We start from the raw sequence: 15,124 nt of genomic DNA, 5'->3' as shown, positions 1-15,124 counted from the left end.
GTTATCGATGAGCAAAACTAAAGCCGGGGAGGTAAACATGGATGCAAGGACACTTGACGTCCGTGAGGCGCGCGTCGACGCCGCCGAAGATCGGTTCTTTACGAATCGGGCCAACATGGACATGGTCGATCGCGTGATTTCGATCGTGGCATTGGTATTTGGAGCGGTGTGCGTGTGCGCCCTGCTCGCGCACGTGCTGTTTGTCTAACGACCGCAGGCTGTAAAGGCTATACACTTGGAACCACCACAAGGGGAAACCACCACAAAGGTGCCTGTCCCCTTTGTGGTGGTTTTTGTTTTTGAGAGAGGGGCGGGGCGCTGATGGACGTCCATGCGGACGGCGATATTGCCGAGAACTTTTGGTGGCGGCGCACGACGCTGACGCGTCGCAGCCCTCTGTATGACGCCTGCGTATCGGCGGGGCTGCTGGTCGCGGCGACGATTGCGGGCGCGCTGCTCGACCATCCGGGTCTCGCGCCGAGCATCATGATCGTCTATGTGTTCGCCGTGCAGCTGTGCGCTTTCTTTACCTGGAGCCGCCTGTATTGCCTGCTGAGCTCGGCTGCCGCCGTGGCGCTCTACAACTATTTGTTTGTCGACCCGCGCTACTCGCTGTCGCTCATCGACCGCGTCTATCCCGGCATGTTCTTTATCATGTTTGCGGTCTCGCTCGTGTCGAGCTCGATTGCGCTGGCCCTGCGCCGTGCCTTGGCGCAGGCCGCCGCCAGCGACCGTCGTACGCAGATGGTACTCGAGACCAATCGCATGCTGCAGCGCTGCGCCGATCAGCAGCAGATTGTCCATGCTATGGCAACGCAGCTGGCGCGTCTTTCGGGCTGTCCGGTCGTGTGGTACAGCGCCGATCCGGAAGACGATGACCTGTTGCCGCGCGCGACGTACACGGCCGTGGGCGATGCCGCGCCGGTGCACGAGCTGGTGCCGCAGATGCCGCCACGGCTCTCGGCGTCCGCCTATGTGGGAACGCCGCTCGATGCCACCTACGGCGGCTCGGCGTTCTACGGCATCTACCTGACCGTGCGCTCGGGCGACACCATGGTGCGCGCGGGCGATCCCGCCTCGGTGGTGGGCGTGCTGGCTATCGTTGCCGAGCCCGACGTGCTGACGCACGAGGAGCGGACACTTGCCGATGCCATCGTGAGCGAAGGAGAGCTGGCGCTCGATCGCGCCCGCGCCATGGAGGCCCGCGAGGAGGCGGCGGTGCTCGCTAAAAATGAGCAGCTGCGTGCCAACTTGCTGCGCTCCATCTCGCACGACCTGCGCACGCCGCTTACCAGTATTTCGGGCAATGCCGATGTGCTGCTCGACCAGGGCTCGACCGGCACGGCCGTGCTCGACGACCAGACGCGCCGCGGCATGCTCCTGTCCATTCGCTCGGATGCACAATGGCTCAACGCCACCGTCGAGAACCTGCTCGCCATCACCAAGCTCGAGGGTGGTGGCATGCGCCTGTCGATCACGCTCGAGCTCATGGACGATATCGTCGAGGAGGCGCTGCGCCACGTAAATCCGGCTGTGCGCGAGCACGACCTTAAGGTAGTGGCGTGCGACGAGCCAGCGCTCGTCAACGTCGATGCGCGCCTGATGGTACAGCTCGTGGTCAACCTGGTGAACAACGCCATTGCCTATACGCCTGCGGGTTCGCATATCGTGATCTCGATTGGCGCTGACGGCGGGTGCGTGAGGTGTTCGGTCGCCGACGACGGGCCGGGCATTGCACCCGAGGACCGCGAGCGCATCTTTGAGTCGTTCTACACCGCCAACCATGGCTTGGCCGATAGCCAACGCAGCGTGGGCCTGGGATTGTCCCTGTGCCGCTCCATTGCGCTGGCACATGGCGGTAGCATAGAGGTTGCCGCGGCGGAGCCGCACGGCTCGGTCTTTACGATTGAGCTTCCCGCCGCCGACGTTTCGTTTGATAAGGAGTAGCGCTGTGCCGAACTCTGCCGTAAAACCGCTCATCTTGGTCGTTGAGGACGATCCCGCCGTCCGCAATCTTATCGTTGCCGCGCTCGAGGCACACGGCTTGCGCCATATGGCTGTGGAGACCGCTCACGCCGCCATCGCCGCCGCCTCGTCGCAGGCGCCGAGCATCGTGCTGCTCGATCTGGGCCTGCCCGATATGGACGGCGTCAAGGTGGTGGAGTCGGTGCGTGCATGGTCGGGCATGCCGATCATCGTGGTCTCGGCGCGCAGCGAGGACGCGGACAAGATTCGCGCGCTCGATGCCGGCGCCGACGACTACCTGACCAAGCCGTTTTCGGTCGAGGAGCTGCTCGCGCGTATTCGCACGACGCTCAGGCGCCTTTCGTATACGCAAACGGGCAGTGTTGCCTCCGAGGGCTCGTTCGATACCGGCGAGCTGCATATCGACTTTGATGCCGGCATCGCCACGATGGATGGCGAGGAGCTGCATCTGACGCCGATCGAGTACAAGCTTTTGTGCCTGCTGGCGCACAATGCCGACAAGGTACTGACGCACCAGTTTATCCTGCACGAGATTTGGGGTACGGCAACTAAGAGCGACCTAGCGAGCCTGCGTGTCTTTATGGGCACGCTGCGCAAGAAGATCGAGTCCGACCCCGCGCATCCGCGCTATATTCAAACGCACGTGGGTATCGGTTACCGATTGGTCACCCAAGGCTAGATCGCCAATCACCATCCCAATATGAGTTGCGGTGGAATACGGTCTAAATTTGCCTAATTCCAGGCAAAACAGTCCGTATTCCACCGCAACTTTGTTATCTGCCCTTGGGCTTGCTGGCGTAGAACTTCTTCTTTTTGGGCTTTCCGGCGGGGGGAGGGTTTGCCGGCAAAGTTGGACTTGCCGTTGCCGGCCTGCGCGTGCGCGGGCGCCGTTGCACGAGGCTTACGGGCCTCGGGGCTGCGCAGCTCCTCAACGCGCTCGGCAATTTCCTCGGCGCTAAAGCCGATCTCGGCCATGGCGTCCTCGATGGGCAGGCGGCGCACGATATAGCAGTGGTGCACCTTCTGGTTGCGTGCGAAATCCTCGGGGATGGTCTGCGCCGTAATGTCCTCCAGCACGACGCCCGCGCGTGCGAGCTTGCGCGTCTCGGGACGGAAGCCGCGCAGGTTGCAGCTAAAGATGGCATGTCCGCCCTGTGCGAGCAGGCGAGATACGCCGGCCAAAAGCTCAACATGGTCGCGCTGGACATCCCAGGTGCGGCGGCCCATCTTGGACGAGTTCGAAAACGTGGGCGGGTCGACAAAGATAAGGTCCCAGCGGTTGCGCGTCTGGCGCTGGTCGCGAATCCAGGCGAGCACGTCGTCGCGCACAAAGTGATGCTGCGGGCCCACAAAGCCGTTCTGGCGCATGTTGCGCTCGGCCCAGTCCAGGTAGGTGTTGGAAAGGTCGACCGTCACGGTTTCCTCGACGCCGCCATCTGCCGCGTAGCAGGTGGCAGTGCCGGTGTAGGCGAACAGGTTGAGGAAGCGGCGCGCCTGTTTGGCGTGCTCGCGCACCAGGTTGCGGGTGACGCGGTGGTCCAAGAAGATGCCCACGTCCAGGTAATCGTCAAAGTTGACGGCAAAGGTGAGGCCACCCTCTTCGATGAGCGGCAGGCGACGGCGCGCGATGTTGGCGCGTTCGCCCGATCCGCCCTTGCCGGCGCCCTGCTTGCCGTACTGCGAGCCGCCACGCGAACGCATGCGGGCCTTGGCGTGCACATGCTCGGCGGGAACATCTAGGATGCGCGGCGCGATGGCCAAGATGTCGAGCATGCGGGCCTGGGCCAGCGCGGGGTCGATGGTCTTGGGCGCGGCGTATTCGGCGATGACGAGCCAGCGGCCCGGCGTCTGCGGACAACCCTCGTACAGGTCGATGGCAGCAGAGTAGTCGGGCAGGTCGGCATCGTAGACGCGGTAGCAGCTCACGCCCTCGCGCTTTGCCCACTTGCGACGCAGGCGTGCGTTCTTGCGCAGGCGGTTGGCGAACTGCTCGGACTCGGGGATGAGCACGGGCAGCGGCTTGCCGTCGCCCAGGTCGAGCATGGCGGCAGGCTCGGGCATGGGGGCGTTGGCGGCTTCGTCCACGGCGTCTGCGGTCTGCTCCTCGGCATCTGCGCCGGTCGCAGCTTCAAATGCCGCGGCGGCGTGGTCGAGCGAGGGCCAAACCTCAATAGTTGCCTCTTCGTTATTGGGCATGACAGCTATGGAGCGCGCGGGCTCGGCATGGAGCGCGCGGGCCATAAGGCCATCGCGGGTGAGCGCGGCGACCGGCGCGGCGGTAAGCTCGGGCGCGCGGCGCAGCTCGCCGACCAGCGTCATGGCGTCGTGCATGAGCGAAAGCGGGGTCTCGGTGGTGTCTGCGACCACGGCGGCGCCGGCGACAGCGCCTGCATGGTCCAACACGGTGGCGGGCTTGGCAGCGCAAAAGTCGACAAAACGCTTGTAGCCGGCACACTTGACCATGCGCTCAGCGGTCTTGCGGGCGGCGGGGTCGATGTCCACGGCCACGATGCGCACCTGGCGCTCGCGCGCTGCCGCCTCGCGCTCGCGCGCCTCGGCACGCAGCTGCTCCCACAGGGCGGCGTCGTGCAGCTGCCAGCCCTCAAAGCCCCAGTGCTCGCGGGCGGCGCCCGGAGCGCGGTCGGTTAGGATATTCACGGCCTCTAGCAGCAGGCCGCCGCCGGCGCACGAGGCGTCGACCAGCGTGGGCAGGGCTTCGTTCTCGTAATCGTCGGCCGTCAGCTCGCGCTCGCACAGTGCGGTCCAGCCGACCTGCGCCAACACCAGGGCGGCGTAGTCGGGGCGCAGCACGTGCGCGCCCTCGCCGGCGCGGGTCGCGGCGGGCGGCAGGCGCTTGAACAGCGGGTCACCCGAAAGGTCCAGGCTGATGCTCGCGCGGCGCTGACGCAGCGAAAGCAGCAGGTGAACGTCGGGATCGGCGGCGTCGACATCGGCGCGACGGCCCGTGGTCTCGGCCAGACGGTCGCACAGCGCGTCCTTGGCGCGCAGGGCCGAGAAGCGCGTGTTGCGCAGCTGCTCGGTCACGCCGCGGGCGGTAATGGCGATGGTGGCGCCGGGGCGGACGATGCTCTCCCAGGCGATGTCGTAAACGCTATCGTACAGCTCGTCGGCATCCTGCGCCTCAAAGCGTCCAAGCACCACAAACACGCGGCTGGCCAGGCGCGACCACAGACAGGCGCGGTAGCCTTCTTCGAGCTCGCCCTCAAACGTAGCGCGGCCCTTCAGGCGGCGGACATGCGAAAGCCCGAGCCACTTGAGCTCGTCGGCGAGTGCGGATTCAAAGCCCTCGGGGCAGCTTGCATAAAATTCCATGGGTGACCTCTCTGGTTGCGTCGCTCCATTATATGATGGATGCTTCGTTTGCCATCGCCCTCGAAAGGAACCCATATGATTGATGCGTGCTCCGATTCCGCTGTATTGTTTTTTGACGTGGACGGCACGCTGACGTCGTTCGACCCCGACAACATGACCGACAAGGACTTTTCGGCGGTTCGCCCTTCGCAGACGGTCGTCGAGGCGTTTCATCGTCTGCGCGACGCAGGGCACAAGGCGTTTATCTGCACGGGTCGCCCCTTGTGGCTGATTGCGGACAGCCTGCGCGCGCTCGACCCTGCGGGTGTCGTGGCCATGGCGGGCGCCACGCTCGAGGTCGAGGGGCGTGTGGTGCACGAGGATTGCTTTGACGAGGGTATTGTCGAGGAGCTTGCACGTCGCATTGTCGCGGCAGGGTTCGAGGCCTTTTTCGAGACCAACGCTGCGACCTTTGCGCTGGAGCCCGCGGGCGTTGAGCAGTCGTCTTTGATCGGCGCTGCTGCGGTGCACAGCGCCGAGGAAATGCGCATCGACGGTCGTCTGCGCGTGGGCAAGGTGTGCCTTAAAGCGCCCAGCTTGGCTCGCGTAGCCAACGACGACGGCTTTATCGATCGTAGCTTTGAGCTGAGCAATACCGGCGGTTCGAACCGCGAGCTGAGCCCCAAGGGTATCGACAAGGGCGTGGGTGTGGCGCGGGCACTGGAGTATCTGGGTCGCGAAGGAAATGCGCGCACCTTTGGCTTTGGCGATTCGGGTAACGACCTGGGCATGCTCGCTGCCGTCGAGACGGCCGTGGCCATGGGCAACGCCATGCCCGAGGTCAAGGCGCTCGCCGACTACGTGACCGACGACGTCGCGAACGACGGCACCGTCACAGCGATGCAGCATTTTGGGTTGATCTAGCGGGAACCGCCCAATTACCGTTCACCCGCGGCGGGCGGCTCAAATCGGCCCGCCCTGCAAAATCGTTTTGCCGCTGGAGGGTGTGCTCAAAAACGCTAAAGCGTTTATACCGTTCGCCGAGAAGATAAAAACTCGCAGCTCACGCCTTGATAAACGTAGGTAAAGTGTTTAGCAGTGCAACGCCCATGTGCAAGCGAAAGGAATCAGGCAGATGGCAATCAAGGTGTTCGCTGACGGTGCAAACCTCGAGGGCATGCTCGACATGTACGAGAACGGCAACGTTCAGGGTTTCACGACCAACCCGTCCCTTATGAAGAAGGGTGGCGTGACGGACTATCGCGCGTTTGCCAAGGAGGTCCTGGCCCACATCACCGATGTGTCTGTGTCGTTTGAGGTCTTTGCCGACGACGTCGAGACCATGGAGGTCGAGGCTCGCGAGATCGCCACCTGGGCCGAGAACGTCTACGTCAAGATTCCGTGCGTGACCACCAAGGGCGAGTCCACCGCCGAGCTGGTCCGCAAGCTTTCGGCCGACGGCATCAAGGTTAACGTCACCACCATCTTTACGCCTAAGCAGGTCGATGAGATGGTCGAGGCCGTTGACGCCGAGACGCCGTCCATCATCTCGCTCTTTGCCGGCCGCATCGCCGATACCGGCGTCGATCCCATTCCGTTTATGACGGAGTCGGTCAAGAAGGCCGCCGCAAAGCCCAGCTGTGAGGTCTTGTGGGCGTCCACGCGCGAGCTCATCAACATTTACCAGGCGGAAGGATGCGGTTGCCAGATCATCACGGTGCCCAACAGCATCCTGGCCAAGCGTAAGAACATCGGCCGTGACCCGTACGAGGTCTCGCTCGATACCGTGCGCGGTTTTGCCAAGGATATCGCCGCTTTGGGCTTCCATATTCTGCCGTAGGGCGAACACTGGCTGCGCCGTGGGCTGTTCGCCCCGGCCTTCCCTTTCCCTATCGCTCACGCGCTTTGCGAGGGTCGCGCTAGGGAAAGGGAAGGCCGGGGCTGCCGGCACGAGCTTGCCAGTAGGTTCTGAGCTGAATGAGACTTTGTTGGTGCCGCCTCTTTGATGGGCGGCACCTTTTTGTTGTGGTATCTGCAAGTTTTCCCATTGGGTGAGAAAACTTGCAAGTTCGACGATGGGCAGCGGTGGTTCGTCCTTTGCTGTTACTTCCCCTGCACCATGGTGAGGGAGATCTTTTTGCGGTCGCGATCAACCTTCTCGACCCAAACCTTGACCGTATCGCCGACGCGCACCACGTCGCTCGGGTGCTTGACAAAGCGGTTGGCCAGCTTGGAGATGTGCACGAGGCCGTCCTGGTGTACGCCCACGTCGACGAAGGCGCCAAAATCCACGACGTTGCGCACCGTGCCTTTGAGCTCCATGCCGGGCTCTAGGTCGTCGATGGAAAGCGCCGAGCGGCTGAAGACCACCTCGGGTGCGTCGTCGCGCGGGTCGCGACCGGGCTTCTTGAGCTCGTTGACGATGTCGATGAGCGTGAGGGTGCCGCAGTCCAGGTCGCTTGCCAGCGCCGAGATGCTGCCCAGGCGGTGCTCGATGTCGGGCACGCCGCCGCGGCTGAGCTCGCTGGCTTGAACGCCGGCGCGCTCCAGGACGGCCGTGGCCACCTCGTAGCTCTCGGGGTGGACGCTTGTCGCGTCGAGCGGGTTCTTACCGCCGCTGATGCGCAGGAAGCCCGCGGCGTTGAGATATGCCTTGGGTCCCAGCTTGGGGACCTTCTTGAGCTGGCGGCGATCGGTAAAGGCACCGTTTTCCTCGCGGTAGGCCACGATGTTTTTGGCTACGCTCGGCGTAATGCCCGATACGTATCCCAGTAGACTTGCGCTCGCGGTGTTTACGTCGACGCCCACGCGGTTGACGACGTCCTCCACCACGTGGCCCAGGGTACGTGAAAGCTCGGCCTGGTCAAGGTCGTGCTGGTACTGGCCAACGCCGATGGACTGGGGCGGAATCTTGACGAGCTCTGCCAGCGGGTCTTGCAGGCGGCGGCCCAGGCTCATGGCGCCACGTACGGTGACATCCAGGTCGGGATACTCCTGGCTTGCGAGCTCGGAGGCGGAGTACACCGATGCGCCGGCCTCGTTGACGATGGTGTATCGCAGCCCAGGAGCCTGCTCGGCGATGAACTCCGAGACGACTTCCTCGGTCTCGCGGCTAGCGGTGCCATTGCCGATGACGATGGTGTTGACGCCGTCCTTCTTGACGAGGCGAGCGAGCTCGCGCTTGGTGCCGGCGACGTCGTGGCGCGGCTTGGTGGGGTAGACCACGCCGTGGTCGAGCAGCTTGCCGGTCTCGTCCATGACGGCGACCTTGCAGCCGGTGCGGTAGCCCGGGTCGAGCGCGAGCACACGGGCGCCGCGCACGGGGCGTGCCGAGAGCAGGCCCTCGAGATTCTTGGCAAAGACGTTGATGGCCTCGGTTTGGGCGCGAACGGTGAGTTTGGCGCGGGCCTCGCGCTCCAGCGAGGGGGCCATGAGGCGCTTGTAGCCGTCGGCGATGGCGGCATCGAAGACGGGTGCGAAGACGCCCTGGCGTCGGGACCAACGGCTGCCGAGGCGTGCCGTGGCGGCGGCGCCGTCGACGTTCACGCGCACGCGGAGCTTGCCCTCGCGCTCACCGCGGTCGATAGCCAGCACGCGGTGGTTGGGAATACGGCGCAGCGGCTCGTCAAAGTTGTAGTAGGGCTCGTAGGGAGTCTTCTCCGTGGGGTCGGTGGCCTCGACGACGATATCGGCGGTGTTTTGCGTAAAGGCGCGCAGGTCGGCGACGTTCTCGGGATCCTCGGCCACCGTCTCGGCCACGATGTCGGCGGCGCCGGCAAGCGCCTTCTCGGGCGTGTCGAAGCCGGCCTCCTCGTTGACGTATGTTGCGGCGGCGTCGAGCGCGCTGCCCTTGGCCGAGGCCTGCATGATGATCATGTTGGCGAGCGGCTCCAGGCCGGCTTCGCGGGCCTTCTGTGCGCGGGTCATGCGCTTTTTGCGGTAGGGCTTGTAGAGGTCCTCGACACGCTGGAGCTGCGTGGCCTCGCGGATCTGCTGCTCGAGTTCGGGCGTGAGCTTACCCTGGGCGTCGATGAGCAGGATAACGTCCTCTTTGCGCTGCTCAAGATTGCGCAGGTATGACAGGCGCTCGTCGAGGGCGCGCAGGGCGACGTCGTCCATGCCGCCCGTGGCCTCCTTGCGGTAGCGCGAGATAAAGGGGATGGTGTTGCCCTCGTCGATGAGCTTGACGGCCGCTTCGATGTTGGCGGACTTAAGGTTGAGCTCGCGGGCGAGCTGGGCGATAAGATCCATGGGACTCCTTGCGTTTGAGGTGCGTTTGCAGCACAGAGCTACCAAGGATACCACCCGTCCTAAAAGACTGTTTTGGGGCTGCGCCATGAAAACGGCCCATCTACTACGTTTGAACCGTATAGGTCGACCATGCCTGGGTTTTCCGAAAATCGGCAAGCCGTCTACCTGCGGTTTTTATTTCGCGAAATTCGGTATGGTTGAGGGTAATCGGTTAAACGTAGTAGATAGGCGCATTTCGTGGCAAACGAATCAAGCCGAGGTACAAAATAGCCCCGCCCCAGAAAAATCGTCGGCAAGGTAGCAAAATGCCCCGCGGGCAGGAGGCTGCTCGCGGGGCAAAGAAGAGGGGCTTATTGGTGGCGGACCGAGGGGCTCGGCATGGGGCTTCTGCCGCGGTCTGCCCTAAGGCATTACAGCTCGACGAGCTGGCCGGTCTCGGCGGCCTCCTTGATGGCGTTGAGAAGCGTGAGCGTCTTGACGTTGTCGGCGGGGGTCACGACGGGCTCGACCTCGCGGCGGACGACCTTCACAAAGTGCTTGAGCTGCATCTTGTGCGGCAGCGCCGGGTCCACAGCCGGGATCTCCATCTGCAGCGGCTTGTGCCAGTTGGAGGCACCGTCGTAGGAGAACTGGTGCAGGCGGGGTAGCGAAAGGGCGCCCTTGGTACCGCCAATAAAGTAGGCATCGGCGTCGAAGGGGCGATACTGCGGATCCTCGCGAGCGGTTGCCTCCCAGTTCCAGGGGCTGGCGGTGGCGTCGGAGATGGTCATGCTTGCGAGCGCGCCATCGGCAAAACGGACGTTGACCACGGCGGAGTCCTCGGTCTCAAAACCGCGGGCGGCGCTGGACTGCATGCCCTGGACGGCAACGGGCTCGCCCAGCAGGTAGCGGAGCAGGTCGACGTCGTGCACCAGGTTGACCAGGATCGGGCCGGCACCCTTCTTGCGGCGCCACTCGACATCGAAGTACTCGTCATTCTTATAGATCATATAGTGGAAGCTCGACACGGTGAGCTTGCCCAGCTCGCCGGACTCGATGATCTCCTTGGCCTTGTTGACGAAGGGGTTGTGGCGACGGTGCTGACCCACGAGCACGGGCACGCCGGCGGTCTCGGCCTCGGCGGCGAAGGCCTGGGCATCCTCGAGGTCGTTGGAGATCGGCTTTTCGACCAGCGGCACGATGTTGCGCTTCACGGCCTCGCGGGCAACGCCCAGATGCAGGTCGTTGGGCGTGGCGATAATGACGGCCTCGGGCTTGACCTCGTCCATCATCTGGGCGGGATCGGTGTAAAACGGCACGCCGGCGGCCTCGGCCGTGGCGCGGGCGCCCTCAAAGGCGTCGGCGATGGCGACGAGCTCGGCCTCGGGCTCCTCGGTGACAAAGCGGATGTGGTTGCGGCCCATGGCGCCGGCGCCGATGACGGCAATGCGGACGGGGTTGAGCTCAGACATTTCGACTCCTTAATACTGGTGGCTGGTGGAATGCGACAAAGGGACGGTCCCTTTGTCGCATCGGTAAAACTAGGCGGACTTCTTCTTGCTGTCGGAGACCATCATGTAGACGGTGAGCACGACGGCAATGGCGGCGATCACGATGGCGCCGTAGAAGGACTGCTGGTAGGCGGCGCTGCCGGCCTCGGCGTGATACAGCACGGCGGTGATGGGCTGGCTGATCCAGGTAGAAGCGGCGTAGCCCAGGAACATGATGCCGTAGTTGACGCCGATGTTGCTGGTGCCAAAGGCGCCACCGGTGAGCGGCGGGTAGATGACGAGCAGGGCGCCAAAGCTAAAGCCGAGCAGGGCGAGCGCCACAAAGAACATGCTCTGTGTAAAGCTCATCGACATGATGACGAGCGCGACGATGGTGACGACAAGGCTGATGAGCAGCGACTTGTAGGCGCCGAGCTTGTCGATGATCTGGCCAAAGGACAGACGGCCGACCAGGTTGGCGCAGGTGTTGACGGAGACCACCACGCCACCGAGGGCGACGGCCGCGGCGCTCGTGGGGTCGGCGAAGAGCTGGACGGCGGCGATGGAGGCAACCTTGCCCACGAGCAGGGTGCCTGCAGTGGCAGCAAAGGCGAAGGTGACGATGAGGATCCAGAAGCGCGGGGTCTTGACCATCTCGCCCGGGGTGAGGTCGCCGAAGGTGCCGGCGTGTGCACCACCCTTGGGGGCCTCGAAGCCCTCGGGCAGCCAGCCGGCCTCGGGGGCCTTCAGGAACAGGGCGGAGGCGGCGATCATCACAAAGAAGATGACGCCGAGTGCCTTGAGGGCGCCAAAGATGCCCAGGCTCGGGATGAGCAGCGAGGCGAGCACCGGGGACAGCACAGCGGGGCCGGCGGTCGAAGCGGCCAGGGTGATGCCGGAGGCGAGGCCCTTCTTGTCGATGAACCACTTTTGGCCGGTGGTGAGCGCCGGGTTGTAGCCCAGGCCGTTGCCGACGGCGGCGACGAGCGAGAACCACAGGTAGAACTGCCACGGCTCGGTGACGGTGCCGGACATGAACCAGCCCACGCCGTAGCACACGGCGGCGGCGATCACGACGTTGCGCGGGCCGATCTTATCGGAGATGCGGCCGGCGAAGATGCCCGTCACGGCCATGATGGTCTGAAAGACCGGGAAAGCCCAGGTAAGGGCGCTCGACCACTCGGGGTAGACGGCGAGCAGGTTCTTGCTCACGACGGAATACAGCGCGATGGAGCTGATGAAGAACATGGTGACGCACGCGGCGGAAAGCACGACGGCGCGACCCTTGTTGGAGTTGGTGGAAGCCATTGGACTCTTTCTAATCGATGCGGGGGAGGGGCGGGCGCACCCGCGGAGCCTCCCTGGCAGGCTGGTTTACTGGTCAGTCGGCTTTGCGACGCCGGACTCGTCGGACCAAAGCTCGACACCCTTGTTCTTAAGGTAGTTGTCGGCATAGGCGCGACGGCCGCCGGGCTTGGCGGTGAGGTCGCCCATCATGTTGGAGAAACCGCCATCGACCTTGATGGCGTCGCCGGTGGTAAAGTCCGAGCGCTTGGATGCCAGGAACATGACGGCATTGGCGATATCGCTGACCTCGCCGATGCGGCGCGTGGCGATAAGACGGCTGCGGCTCTTCTCGACCTCGGGGTCGGCGTAAAAGCTCGCCGACATGGGGGTCTTGACAAAGCAGGGCTCGACGCAGTTGGAGCGCACGCCGTAGGGGCCCCACTCGGCGGCGAGCATCTTGGACATCATGTTGACGCCCGCCTTGGTGGAGCTGTACACGCCCGAGAACGTCTCGGGGGAGTGGCTGGCAACGGTCGAGATGTGCACCAGGCGACCCTGGCCGGCCTTGATCATCTCGCGACCAAAGCGCTGCGAGGTGATGAAGTAGCCGGTGAGGTTGACGTTGATGACCTCGTTCCAGTCGGAGAGCGGCAGGTCTTCCATGGCTGCGAAGCGCAGGATGCCGGCGGTGTTGACGAGGACGTCGACGCGGCCGAAGTCGGCGATGGTGGCATCGACGGCGGCCTGAACCTCGTCCTCGTCGGTGGCGTTCATCTTGTAGCCCTCGGCGTGGATTCCAAACTCGGCGGCGAGGTCAGCGGCTGCGGCCTTGACCTTTTCCTCGTCCAGGTCGAGCAGGACGACGTTGGCGCCGTTGCGGGCGAACTCGCGGCAAATCTCGACGCCCATACCGCCGAGTGCGCCGGTCACGGCGCAGACATCGCCCTCGAGCTTAAGCCAGTTGCTCATAGGAACTTCCCTTCTTGTGCCTCCCTGTGGGTCGTTCCCATTAATCGACCCACGTGGTTTTCGCAGGTTATCGTATGCTTTGCATTTGCGCAGATGAATTGCATATTTGTTAGAATGGCGTTAACCGTAGGTTTACACTGTGCGATGCAGTTTATGCTCAACTGAGCGCGTGACCTGCGAAAACAACCCCCTGTGGCACCATGTGGCCACGGGCGCGAAAACGGGAGATTGACGTGTACGATCGACGACTTGAGGCCATATCGGCCGCCGCGGAGCTGGGAAGCTTCTCGCGTGCAGCGGCAAAATTGCGCGTGTCGACTCCGGCGCTCGTCAAGCAGGTGTCGGGATTTGAGGCCGAGTTTGGTATCACGTTGTTCGAGCGCTCGCACTCGGGCGTCAAGGTGACGCCGGCCGGCGCACTGCTGGTGGACGACGCGCGCTCGATCATGCGGCAGTCCGAGGACGCGCTGCGCCGTGCCCGACGCGCGGCGGTCGATGGCGGTGCCGTGCGCCTGGGCGTATCGATGATGTGCCCAGGACGCCAGACGCTGTCGATGTGGACGGGCATCCACGATCTGGAACCGTCGTTGCGATTTGAGATCGTGCCGGTGAGCGACCTCTATGACGAGCGCGAATCCGTCATGCGCAGCTTGGGCCGCGAGGTCGATGTGGTGCAGTCGAGTTTTTCGACCCCGCGCTGGGGTGACGCCTGCCAAAAGCTCCGCATCGTTAACGTGCCGTTTTATATCGACCTGCCGCGCACGAGCCCGCTGGCGCGCAAGAATCGCATTACGGTCGCCGATTTGGAGGGTATGCGTCTGCGCGTACTGCGCCACGGCAACGACGCCATGGACAGCCTACGCATCGACCTTTTGGCCGACGGCGGCGTGGACGTGATCGATGTGGATAGCTTTGACTTTGCGCTCTTTAACGAAGCCGAGGAAAAGGGCGATGCGGTACTCACCTGTGGCGCATGGTCAGGGGTGCACCCGGCCTTTGTGGGCGTGCCGTTCCTGTGCGGGCGAGAGGTGCCGGTCTTTTTGCACTATCCGCTCGAGCCAACCCTTCAAGTCCAAAAATTCGTCAACGCCATGGCCCAACTCCTCAGTAGCTAATTTAGGACGGGGCTCTTTTAGCTGCATCGGGCATGGTCCCGGATAAGGGGTCGAATTATATCGGGGCCTGTTTATTCGGCAAGCAGCACCTGCAGGTAATCGCGCTTTCTGTGGAGGACGCGGTCGATATAGACCTTCTTGTGGAAACGGTAAAACGCGAGATAGTTGTCACAGGCCACGAACCGGTAATCGGAGCGCAGGGGATAGATTGAAGATAGTGGCGTACCCGACTCTGGGAAGCTGGATAGCAGGTCTATCCGAGCGAGGATGCCCTCTACGATTCTCTCCGCTGCTGCGGGATTGTCCTGTTCGACGGCAATGTAGTCCCAGATGTCGTCGAGATCTTGTAGAGCCAGCGGAGAGTAGACGACCTCGCAGCTATGCATGGCTTGCGGCCTTGCGGCGGAAGTGCTCGGCGACGTTGTCCGACGAGACCCATCCGCTCTCGTCACCCGAGCTGCGCCCGCGCTCAAGCTCCGACATCAGCGTGCTGATGGCGCAAAACCGGTCGTAATCTTTCATGTCGAGCACCGCGTAGCAACCGTGCCCGTTTTTGGTCAGGAACACCGGGGAGCCCTCGTGGACATCGGAGAGCACCTCGTTGTAATTGCGTAAATCGGAAACAGGCTTAATGGCAGGCATATAAGGCTCCAATCGATGTACGGGAACTTACGATAAATTATACGAATAATATGCAGCGCCCGCCAGCCAAAACATCCCCACACAAAACGAGGC

General features: G+C 63.4%; 13 protein-coding genes. 6 read left to right on the top strand and 7 right to left on the bottom strand.

Annotated elements, in window-relative coordinates; genetic code table 11:
- Positions 1–37: 37 nt before the first annotated feature.
- From OGM60_09880 to OGM60_09870, 3 genes are all read left to right on the top strand, one after another.
- On the top strand, positions 38–208 hold the full coding sequence (locus tag OGM60_09880; protein UYI99177.1) for a hypothetical protein: 171 nt from the start codon (positions 38–40) through the stop codon (positions 206–208).
- A gap of 113 nt (positions 209–321) precedes the next feature.
- Entirely contained in the window at positions 322–1,947 is a 1,626-nt protein-coding gene (locus tag OGM60_09875; GenBank protein ID UYI99176.1) for an ATP-binding protein, read from the top strand.
- Positions 1,948–1,951: 4 nt separating this feature from the next.
- Positions 1,952–2,665 (top strand): response regulator transcription factor, encoded by a 714-nt coding sequence (locus tag OGM60_09870; protein UYI99175.1) that lies wholly within the window; start codon positions 1,952–1,954, stop codon positions 2,663–2,665.
- Positions 2,666–2,718: 53 nt separating this feature from the next.
- Here OGM60_09870 and rlmKL read toward each other — a convergent pair whose 3' ends face one another.
- The gene (gene rlmKL / locus OGM60_09865) at positions 2,719–5,319 is read right to left on the bottom strand and encodes a bifunctional 23S rRNA (guanine(2069)-N(7))-methyltransferase RlmK/23S rRNA (guanine(2445)-N(2))-methyltransferase RlmL (GenBank protein UYI99174.1); all 2,601 of its coding nucleotides are present in this window, start codon (positions 5,317–5,319) and stop codon (positions 2,719–2,721) included.
- A 75-nt stretch (positions 5,320–5,394) separates the two neighbouring features.
- Here rlmKL and OGM60_09860 point away from each other — a divergent pair, with 75 nt between their 5' ends.
- Both OGM60_09860 and OGM60_09855 read left to right on the top strand, forming a co-directional pair.
- Positions 5,395–6,222: an HAD-IIB family hydrolase gene (locus tag OGM60_09860; GenBank protein UYI99173.1), complete on the top strand. Its 828-nt coding sequence runs from the start codon at positions 5,395–5,397 to the stop codon at positions 6,220–6,222.
- Positions 6,223–6,433: 211 nt separating this feature from the next.
- The gene (locus OGM60_09855) at positions 6,434–7,138 is read left to right on the top strand and encodes a transaldolase (protein UYI99172.1); all 705 of its coding nucleotides are present in this window, start codon (positions 6,434–6,436) and stop codon (positions 7,136–7,138) included.
- Between the two features lie 263 nt (positions 7,139–7,401).
- On the opposite strand, the gene OGM60_09850 is transcribed toward OGM60_09855, so the two are convergent.
- The 4 genes from OGM60_09850 to OGM60_09835 form a co-directional block, all read right to left on the bottom strand.
- Positions 7,402–9,549, bottom strand: a complete 2,148-nt coding sequence (locus OGM60_09850) for an RNA-binding transcriptional accessory protein (GenBank protein UYI99171.1) — start codon at positions 9,547–9,549, stop codon at positions 7,402–7,404.
- A 410-nt stretch (positions 9,550–9,959) separates the two neighbouring features.
- The gene (locus OGM60_09845) at positions 9,960–11,000 is read right to left on the bottom strand and encodes a Gfo/Idh/MocA family oxidoreductase (protein UYI99170.1); all 1,041 of its coding nucleotides are present in this window, start codon (positions 10,998–11,000) and stop codon (positions 9,960–9,962) included.
- Positions 11,001–11,069: 69 nt separating this feature from the next.
- Positions 11,070–12,326, bottom strand: coding sequence for an MFS transporter (locus OGM60_09840; protein ID UYI99169.1), 1,257 nt, complete (start codon positions 12,324–12,326; stop codon positions 11,070–11,072).
- Positions 12,327–12,392: 66 nt separating this feature from the next.
- A complete protein-coding gene (locus tag OGM60_09835; protein UYI99168.1) occupies positions 12,393–13,274 on the bottom strand; it encodes an SDR family oxidoreductase in 882 nt (293 codons plus the stop codon).
- Positions 13,275–13,507: 233 nt separating this feature from the next.
- On the opposite strand from OGM60_09835, the gene OGM60_09830 reads away from it, so the two are divergent.
- Positions 13,508–14,389, top strand: coding sequence for a LysR family transcriptional regulator (locus OGM60_09830; protein ID UYI99167.1), 882 nt, complete (start codon positions 13,508–13,510; stop codon positions 14,387–14,389).
- Positions 14,390–14,460: 71 nt separating this feature from the next.
- Here OGM60_09830 and OGM60_09825 read toward each other — a convergent pair whose 3' ends face one another.
- Together OGM60_09825 and OGM60_09820 are read right to left on the bottom strand one after the other, a co-directional pair.
- Positions 14,461–14,775 (bottom strand): type II toxin-antitoxin system RelE/ParE family toxin, encoded by a 315-nt coding sequence (locus OGM60_09825; GenBank protein UYI99166.1) that lies wholly within the window; start codon positions 14,773–14,775, stop codon positions 14,461–14,463.
- A complete protein-coding gene (locus OGM60_09820) occupies positions 14,768–15,031 on the bottom strand; it encodes a prevent-host-death protein (protein ID UYI99165.1) in 264 nt (87 codons plus the stop codon). The genes OGM60_09825 and OGM60_09820 overlap by 8 nt, the downstream gene beginning before the upstream one ends.
- Positions 15,032–15,124 lie beyond the last annotated feature (93 nt).

The sequence above is a fragment of the Coriobacteriaceae bacterium genome (assembly GCA_025757745.1).
Taxonomy (GTDB): Bacteria; Actinomycetota; Coriobacteriia; order Coriobacteriales; family Coriobacteriaceae; genus Collinsella.
Note: the sequence above shows the minus strand (reverse complement) of the source record. Positions and strands in the feature narration are given on the sequence as shown.